The sequence below is a fragment of the Vibrio sp. JCM 18905 genome (genome assembly GCF_055393305.1).
In genome coordinates, this window is record NZ_AP043879.1 from 1,815,283 (window position 1) to 1,824,076 (window position 8,794).

The following is an 8,794-nucleotide window of genomic DNA, read 5'->3' on the forward strand; positions in this document are numbered from 1 at the left end:
TTTGGTAGACCTTTCACTCGTTCACATCCTTTTCATGGGCTTTTCCCCTACAAAAACTTATCCATTCTTCTAGTGGTGTTCGTTTGTAACCCCCCGTGTTGTATTACGGGGATAAATTCCAAGAATAGGCGAAATTTGTCTAGGAGATCGGTGGAGGTCCAACTCACTTAACTCGGTGTCCAAAACTGACGGTGCGGATCTCTTTTCCTACCCCCCTCTCTCCAAACTTTGAGTAAATACCTCTTTTCAAAGCTCTCTACGGTAAGTGGTTTGGAGTATTTAAATCCTTGAACTCTTGACACATTCATAGAGTTACAAGCTCTGTGTTGCTCAGGAGTTTCTATTCCCTCAGCAATAATCTCATAGTTAAGTGAGCGTGCAAATGCACAGATGGCTTCAAACAACTGCCGAGAAGTGTGAACTTCGATATCCTTTAAGAAGCTGCGATCAATTTTGATAATATCGATTGGAAAATATTTGAGATGAGATAAGGATGAATAGCCAGTACCAAAATCATCAATGGCGATTTGAATACCTAACCGACTGAGCTCGTTTAACGTTTTCGAAGCGTTGCCTTTCGGGAGTAAACAGTTTTCAGTAATTTCAAACTCAATGTGAGAAGCACCGACTCCATACAAATGCAAAAATGCAGCAACCCTTTCGACCAGTTGAGGAGCGGATAGTTGTTTCGGAGATAGGTTCACTGCTAACGTAAAAGACTCAGGAAAGAAGCATGCTGTTCGCCATATCGACATTTGCCTAATCGCCGTTTCAATCACCCATTCACCAATATTCTCAATGAGCCCAGACTCTTCTGCAATTGGAATAAATACGTCTGGTGGGACGAAGCCTAGATCTGGATGATACCAACGAATCAACGCTTCGGCGCCAACAAGTCGCATTGATTTGTCAAATTGAGGTTGATAATGTAATTCGAATTCCTCTTTTTGTATGGCTTGCTTAAGGTTACTTTCAATGCGTAAACGTTGATCAACCGTATCATGAAAGGCTTTAGAATAGTACTGTGCCTGTTTTCGACCTTTCTCTTTTGCCCTGTATAGCGCGATATCCGAACACTTTCTCAATTCTAATGAGTTTGAAGCACACTCAGGATAACTGGCTACCCCGATGCTAATAGAAACTTCAATACATTGCTGGTCAATGTTGAAATTACTTTCAAACGCAGAGAGTATACGTCGTACAATTAAGTCAACCTGCCCTTCAGACGCTAAGTTAGTTGCAATCACTGCAAACTCGTCACCGCCTATACGAAATAAAGAATCACTATCTCGAGTGTTGCATTGAAGTCTTTGTGCTACTTCCTGTAAAACATGATCTCCCGTGACATGTCCATATTGGTCATTGATGTCTTTAAAACGATCCACATCGATGAGCAAGAGCGCTAAAGGTGTTTGACTGCGTGAAGCCATGAGTAAAAATTTCTTTAAGCGCTCATCAAAAAAGTGTCGATTAAATACCCCTGTTAACGTGTCAGTCTCAGCCAGTTGTTTTAGCTGAGTGTGAGTCTCGAGTACCTTTTGCTCTAAAAAGTAGCGCTCTGTTGCGATGATAATCGCTCTTCTCAAGCGGATCGAAGAAATTTCATTTTTCATCACGAAGTCTTGAGCACCCATCTCAATACATTTCAAAGCCAAATCTTCGTCATTACTATGGCTGAGCATGACAATTGACGTGGAAAAATCCGAATTTGATTTGAGTGCAATGAGCACTTCCATCCCCGTTGATGGTGGCAGTTGATAGTCCAGTAAAATCACATCAAAAGATTGTTTAAGGGCTTTGTCTAATCCTTCATGAGCAGTTTGCGCTTCTTCTATTATCGAGATAGGCAAATCTGTACTATGCAATGTTTTCTTAATTGCAAGTCTATCGATGGTATCGTCATCAATAATTAATACTTTCATATGCTGCCGCCATGAGTCATTGAACTGGTAATTCTACGATGCGCCAGTAGTTATCTAAAAAAGCAAGAACTTCATTAAAGTCCTGGCTCACCGAAGATTTGACCATGTAACCTGCGATATTTTTTCATACGCTGCCGTAATTTCTTCATCTCTTCTCGAGGTGGTTAGCACAAAAATCACTAGAGAGCAGAGCTCATCATCTCTTCTCACTTCACCAAGAAATTCAAGTCCATTCATTCGAGGCATGTTTAAATCGAGAAGCACAATACAAGGGGGAGGTATTTCCCCATTTCGCAAGCATTCTAAGGCTTCTATTCCATCTCTAGCTCGGTAAATAGGGTTAAGTAACTTCAAAGTGTTGAGTGCTCGCTTGATGCCCATTGCATCAATATCATCGTCTTCCACTAAGAGAATATTAACAGGTTTACATTCAGGGGATGTCATGAGGCTTCCTTAACGAGTACGGGGTTATTTTTGGGCCATGAGAAACGAAAAGCACATCCTCCGAGTGAGCTAGAGTCAATAGAATAATGGCATGAGTATAAATCCAGAACTTTCTTAATAATAGAAAGACCTAAACCACTTCCCTCAACAGTGTCTCTCGGTTGTAAGGTATGAAACAATTCAAACACTCTCTCCCTGAATTGTTCTGGGATCCCTGGTCCATCATCTTCAACCACAAACTGATACATGTCTCCGATATCCTCTCCTGAGACATAAATGGTTCCTATTTCCTTGTGGTGATGTTTGACGGCGTTGCTGATTAAATTACGAAGTATTAATTCAAGAGGTGTCGTTAATGTCTCAAACTCTCCGATATGGTTGTGGCAAACCAAAGAGATCTTACGTTGGGGAGAAATCAGTTCTAATGTCTCTTCACAATATTGCTCGAGATTAAATCTCCCTAGCTGGCCAGGCTTACGCCCCACACGAGAGTAAGCGAGTAAATCATCCAACAGTTTTTCCAACCTCTGCACGCGGTTGCTCAGCAAAGACGCATATTGTTCTGTTTGAGGGGTTAAAAACTCCGATAATTCCTCGATTAACCAAGTCACTAGCTGGGAAATACCGCGTAAAGGAGCTTTCAGATCATGAGAGGCGACATAGGCGAACTGATCAAGTTCTCTATTTGCCTCTTGCAATGCTTGATTTCTGACTTGAAGGTCTTTTGTGACCGTTTCTAACTTGTCTGTGCGCAATTGCAAATCTTTGGTCAAATGCTTTGCATACTCATCGACTCGATCTTTTTCACGAACCAACATGAGAAATAGTATAAATAACAAGACATCCACGATAATACCGAAGACAAGAATAAGCAGAGGTTGAGTGGTATTTTGCTGCGCTTCAAACAACGGCGAACTTTGAATAACGAAGGTCCAAACTCTACCGTATATATTCAACTCTAGAGTTTGTGTAAAGTGCGGATCTGAATGATGGCGCATGTTTGATACATTAAGATCACTGTACAGTAATTCTTGATTATCATAGAGACTGAAATTCACGAGTCGTTTCTCTCCAGAGAGAGTCCCGTTCATCAATTTATTTACAATAAATGGGGCGTAAACTAAACCTAAGAAACCATCTTTTGTATCTCCGTAGTACTCAGGAACTTCATCAGAAAACCAGGGAGCATAAAACAGAAAACCCGGCGCCTTTTCTGAGTCTTGAACTAAGGTAATTGGAGCAGTGATGGTGGCTGCATTTGTTAATCTGGCGTTTTTGGCTGCGGTGTATCGGTTGTTTTCATGTGCCATGTCTAGTCCCACGGCCTTTAGGTTATTTTGCATTGGTTCAATGTAGGTAATAGGCCAATATTCGGAAGCAGTTCGAGCAGGATGCGGCACATATTCAGACAGTTGCTTTCTTTGCCATTCTAAATACCGCTTTATTTTGTTATCAGGAACGTAGTGAATAACACCAATACCGTTGATGCCTGGAAAGTGTCGAGGGACATCAAACTGGTCAGCAAAAATTTTCCAGTCTGCTCTTGAGGCAGGCGCTTGATACATATGTAAGGCTGACACTCCTGCGAGCAGTGCCTCCTCATATTTCGACATCCGCTCTTGTACGAGTTCGACCAACTGATGGGCTTGAAACTCAAATTGAGTTTTTGCTTTTTGTTCCACCTGACTCGAGGTTACCGCCCAAGCGGTAAGAGTGAGCACGGCTGACAAAAAAAGTACAAGCCAATGATACCAATGGAGTGTACTTACCCGTTGAGTCAATAAAGTTATCGTCAAAATTTAACTGACCTTTATAATTGTTATATGTAAATCAACATAATTGATTATTAATTTATATGCAACTATGTTCTTTTTTTATATTTTCTTGTTTGGTTTTATGGGTGGTTTCGTTTCTTCAATAGGTTGCGCGAAAACAAGTCGCCATGGTCTGAGCAGTCTTATCATTAGTGACCACGGTTTCATGATTAAAAAATAAGTGACTAGCGGGCTTGCAACCGTAACTCTCTGAGCTTTAGGGGGGATGAGGAAGGGATAGTCGAACATTGACCACGCCGATTCTGTCTTCCTCTTAGTACTGAATACCGCACTAAATAAATTTTTTAGGCCTCTACCTTAGCCTTGAGGTTTAAGGCTAAGGTAGAGGTAAAGGAAGGTAAAAAAGAGCGATACAAACAAGAAGCGTAGACTTTGACATAGTTTGAAAATAACTGTAGCAAAGTCGGGGCTATCTAACTTAACTTCTACAGAAGTACTTTCCAACCGGCTTAATCAGATACGTCGTTATAATTTTTAGTTATTGATCACAAAGCTTAATATACAAGGAATTGAAATGAAGTTATACGAAATTAGTGGAGAAGTATTTTTATTAAAAACTAATTATGAGATCTCAATGTACCGTAGTTAACGTCATAGGCTGATATATTACCCTTAGTTTACCCAAAAAGGGCGTTAAAATCGTGAAGGTTTAAAGGGATATGGTTCAAGAGATGGATATAAAGCCCAAAGCTAAATGTGATTATTGTACATGTCGAAAAGTACAATTTAGTGATTTCAGCATGTCTTTTCAGCCTATTTGGGACCTAAAAAGGCAACAAGTCTTTGGTTAGAGGGGTGACAAATGAATCTGCTTATTCTGTCTTGTCTCAAGTGAATGCAGAGAATAAATACAGCTTTGATCAGCAGTGTAGATCCAAAGCGATACAATTAGCCGCAGAGTTGGGTTTAGACTCTGTCTTAAGCATCAACTTTTTACCCAATGCAGTCTATGAGCCAGAGCGCTGTTTAGCAACTACGTTGCGTTTAGCTAAAAAATATAACTTTCCAACTAGCAAAATTATGTTCGAGTTTACAGAGGGAGAGCGAATAAAAGATACTCAACATCTGAAAAATATTGTCGAGTACTATCAAAAGCTTGGTTTTTTAACCGCCATTGATGACTTTGGTGCTGGTCATTCCGGTTTAAGTTTATTAGCAGACCTTCAACCCAATGTTGCTAAGCTTGATATGGGGTTAATTCGTGACATTAACTCTTCTGTTAGTCGTCAAATTATTGTTAAAAACTGCGTCAGTATGTTTCAGCAGCTTGGAGTTTCCGTATTGGCTGAAGGAGTAGAAACTCTAGAAGAAATGACATTTCTCCAGTCCTTGGATATCGATTTAGTTCAAGGTTATTTGATTGCATCGCCAGGTTTTGAATGCCTACCGCCGCCTAATTTTAGGTTGCTTATCTAGGTAATAGGAAAGCCTTATTCCCCGATGACTAAGTGGCATCCAACACTCGAGGGGCAATAAAAAGTCACTAAGCCTATGATTGCTGTTGGCTACGAGCAACGTTACTGGAATTTCTATTTTTTCGGGTTAACGATTGATAAATAGTACTCAAACGCTCTACAGACCCTTTTAAACTTTTAAACTTTTAAATTGCTGAAGTGTCGTCTTAGTTCGATACCTACCATAACAATACGATGGTAGGTGTTTCATAATTTGCTCACAGTAAATTACTCGTCTTGATACTTTTCGAGTTTGTTATAGAGTGTTTTCACGCTAATGCCTAACTCCTGCGCTGATTCCGTTTTATTACCTTGATTCTCTTCAAGGGTATTGATAATGGCAGCTTTCTCGATCTCCTCTAGCGAGACGCCCGCCGGAACAAGGTCTTCGATGCTGGTGCCTGTTTCCAATGGTGGTGTGTCGAAGATCAGGTGTTCATCTCGGATAGTGTCATCAGCCAAAATAAAGGCGCGCTCGATCGTGTGTTTGAGCTCACGGACATTACCTGGCCAATTGTGTACAGCGATTTTTTGGATCGCAGAGTCAAGAATCGTTTTGGTTTTTGCCTCATTGGCGTTGCGGTGCGCAATAAAGTGCTTGGCCAGACCGACGATATCACCGCCTCGTTCTCGCAGTGGCGGTATCGTTAATGGGAAATGCGATAACCGGAAAAACAGATCTTCACGCAGGAACTGCTCCTCAATGGCGATTTTAGGATCACGGTTTGTAGCAGCAACGATGCGAGTATTAGCGATATGAACCGTATTACTGCCAACTGGGCGATACTCTCCGGTTTCTAGCACCCGCAATAACTTCACTTGATGCTCGATAGGCATCTCGGTGATTTCATCTAAAAATAGGGTGCCGCCTTCTGCCTGCTTAAATACACCTTGGTGAGTTTTATTCGCTCCGGTAAAAGCGCCTTTTTCATGGCCAAACAGTTCACTATCGACCAACTCTGGACTAATCGCACCACAGTTAATCGCGATAAAGGGTTGTTGCTTACGATCGCTGGCTAAATGGATGGTCTGTGCCACTAACTCTTTACCTGAGCCACTTTCTCCGACAATGAGGACGTTGGCTTCTGTTTTAGCGACGCGTCGGATCATGCGATAGAGCTGATGCATTGGTGATGAGGAACCCACCAAAAGGCCAAATTGGTCGAGATCGCTAGTGGACACTTTACGTCCTTGATCTTGTTTTTGCTGATAGTACTGGCTGACTTCGCCTAGGGTGTCCGTCAAAATAGCAATATCGACGGGTTTTCTATAGTGAAAAATTGCACCTAAGTTCATCAGCTTATCCAAATTTTCGTTTGGAGCACCAGAGCTAATGATGATCAAGTCCATATCGTAGATGTCTTCGATATTAGAAAGGCGCTGGTAATCTGCGCTAGTAAAGTGGGTGGCTTCAACAATCGCAACTTCCGGTTTGAGTTGTAGGAAATCTTCAATCCATTGGTCTGCGGCATTGATGTCATGCAGACGAAATTTGTTCAGTTCCTGGCAAGAAGCGATGGCATTTTTAAGTGATGGATCTTGTATTCTTAGAAACAGGCTTGGCATCGACACATAAATGTCCTCTTTACTGTGATGAGGTAATATAGTTGGATTGCTCTAAGTGCACAAGACGATGTGCATGAATACTTCTGATACATTTTGGAGATGATCGGTAGTATGGTAACTAATATAATGTTGCCACCTCCCTAAAAAGCGGCGTTATGCGAATGTTGTATTACAATTGGATATAGAAGGTGTGAATCTAAGTTAGTATTGTAGTGCCTTTATTGGGTAAAGATTTATGGGTTCATTCTTAAATGAGTTGGTCCTTGCAAGAAAAACAAGTCCATTTTACGCCGTAGAAATCTTATATTTAATCCAACGTGATCGTACAAAAAGTTTAGTACTCGCAGTTGGAAAAATACGCATGTAAAGTCGTTTAAGAGTGAATTAAAACGCGTACAGCTTTGCCTTCGCGTAGAGTTTAGTTGTTGGAGTGATAAGCCGTAGCATTAATATTACGTACCTCACATCTTAACAAGGCTCTGGCGGATCCCCTCGAAATTACCCCCACATGATGATTTCGGTCATCAATGCCATGAGCAACAGGATATCTATGCGTTTGGTGCAACGTGTCCGGTTATGACGTAGCGCCAACCCGTAGGCTGGACTTTTTAGATCTCGGAACGACTCTTCAATTTGCATTATTTTTGCGTACAAACGGGTGATATGAATGCCGTTAAGCACATGATGGGAATGTTGGTCACCAGAAGCCAAGGTTCTTTCGCTCCTTTATAGAACACTTTTCCTGCCGAGTGTTTTTGGCAGGTTCGACTATGGCGATGGGCTTTTCTGCCTTTGGGGCGACTTTTGTATAAGTAAGCAAAGTGCTGAAGCGGTGAGCGCTTAGCAAGTTGGTTTCCTCCTAAAAATAGCGACTTATCTGTTGCTTGGGGATAAAACGTTTTATTCCATTGTCAAGAGCCCTCATTACACTTAATCGATACTTCACCACATACACCTCCAAGCCAGAACCAACATTTGTTGGCGAGTTGTCTGAACCATGTATTTCTAAAGCCAGCGTCGGGGATAATGATAGGCGTGCAGCCTTGGAGTTGCAGAGATTGAAACTTATCAAGAAAGTGCTGATAGCTCTTGGGTGAGTTGTAGTTTTTGTACTCAAATACTGCTCATAAAGCGTGACGACACGACCTGCTCTGATCCAGTGATATTGAAGACTCTCGTAAGAGACTTTTTCCATACTTTTAGTAATTCAAACTTTGCTAATTTAGCAATGTTTCTAAAACGTAAATGTCCAAAACCTTCATAATGGGCGCCTTCTACTTCTGCATCTCCACTTTAGGTGTGAGCCCCACTTGAGGTGCACATCAAGTGGGGATATAAGGTGTAAGGGCAGCTCTATTTAATTGGCACGACCTTGCTCCTTTTCAGTTTGGCAAGCTCTTCTCGAAGCTCCGCATTCTCATACTCAAGATCATCGATACGAGCCAATGCCTGAACCAGCTTGTCGTTGAGATGGTGTTGTGCAGCCGAGAAAAGGGCTAGCTTCTCCCGTTCGCTCTCATACTTGGCCTTGAAGTTATCCTTGATGCGCTTTTCCGCGTTCAGCTTTGCACGT

At 41.6% G+C, this 8,794-nt stretch carries 4 protein-coding genes and 3 pseudogenes; 1 reads left to right on the forward strand and 6 read right to left on the reverse strand.

Going from position 1 to position 8,794, the window contains the following annotated elements; genetic code table 11:
- Positions 1-167 precede the first annotated feature (167 nt).
- The 3 genes from ACZ5ZC_RS16590 to ACZ5ZC_RS16600 form a co-directional block, all read right to left on the reverse strand.
- A complete protein-coding gene (locus ACZ5ZC_RS16590; RefSeq protein ID WP_464932129.1) occupies positions 168-1,922 on the reverse strand; it encodes a two-component system response regulator in 1,755 nt (584 codons plus the stop codon).
- An 87-nt stretch (positions 1,923-2,009) separates the two neighbouring features.
- On the reverse strand, positions 2,010-2,366 hold the full coding sequence (locus ACZ5ZC_RS16595) for a response regulator (protein ID WP_464931821.1): 357 nt from the start codon (positions 2,364-2,366) through the stop codon (positions 2,010-2,012).
- The gene (locus ACZ5ZC_RS16600; RefSeq protein WP_464931822.1) at positions 2,363-4,048 is read right to left on the reverse strand and encodes a CHASE domain-containing protein; all 1,686 of its coding nucleotides are present in this window, start codon (positions 4,046-4,048) and stop codon (positions 2,363-2,365) included. Before ACZ5ZC_RS16600 ends, ACZ5ZC_RS16595 begins: the two co-directional genes overlap by 4 nt.
- 812 nt (positions 4,049-4,860) lie before the next feature.
- Here ACZ5ZC_RS16600 and ACZ5ZC_RS16605 point away from each other — a divergent pair.
- Positions 4,861-5,617: pseudogene (locus ACZ5ZC_RS16605) on the forward strand (EAL domain-containing protein).
- A 266-nt stretch (positions 5,618-5,883) separates the two neighbouring features.
- Here ACZ5ZC_RS16605 and ACZ5ZC_RS16610 read toward each other — a convergent pair.
- From ACZ5ZC_RS16610 to ACZ5ZC_RS16620, 3 genes and pseudogenes are all read right to left on the reverse strand, one after another.
- Positions 5,884-7,227, reverse strand: coding sequence for a sigma-54 interaction domain-containing protein (locus tag ACZ5ZC_RS16610; protein WP_054868429.1), 1,344 nt, complete (start codon positions 7,225-7,227; stop codon positions 5,884-5,886).
- Between the two features lie 498 nt (positions 7,228-7,725).
- A pseudogene (locus ACZ5ZC_RS16615) lies at positions 7,726-8,368 on the reverse strand (IS4 family transposase); the annotation flags it as partial.
- Positions 8,369-8,574: 206 nt separating this feature from the next.
- Positions 8,575-8,794: pseudogene (locus tag ACZ5ZC_RS16620) on the reverse strand (hypothetical protein); the annotation flags it as partial.

Coding starts and splice junctions, on each gene's coding strand:
- ACZ5ZC_RS16595 (WP_464931821.1), bottom strand. CDS start 2,366: ATGACATCCCCTGAATGTAAACCTGTTAATATTCTCTTAGTGGAAGAC.
- ACZ5ZC_RS16590 (WP_464932129.1), bottom strand. CDS start 1,922: ATGAAAGTATTAATTATTGATGACGATACCATCGATAGACTTGCAATT.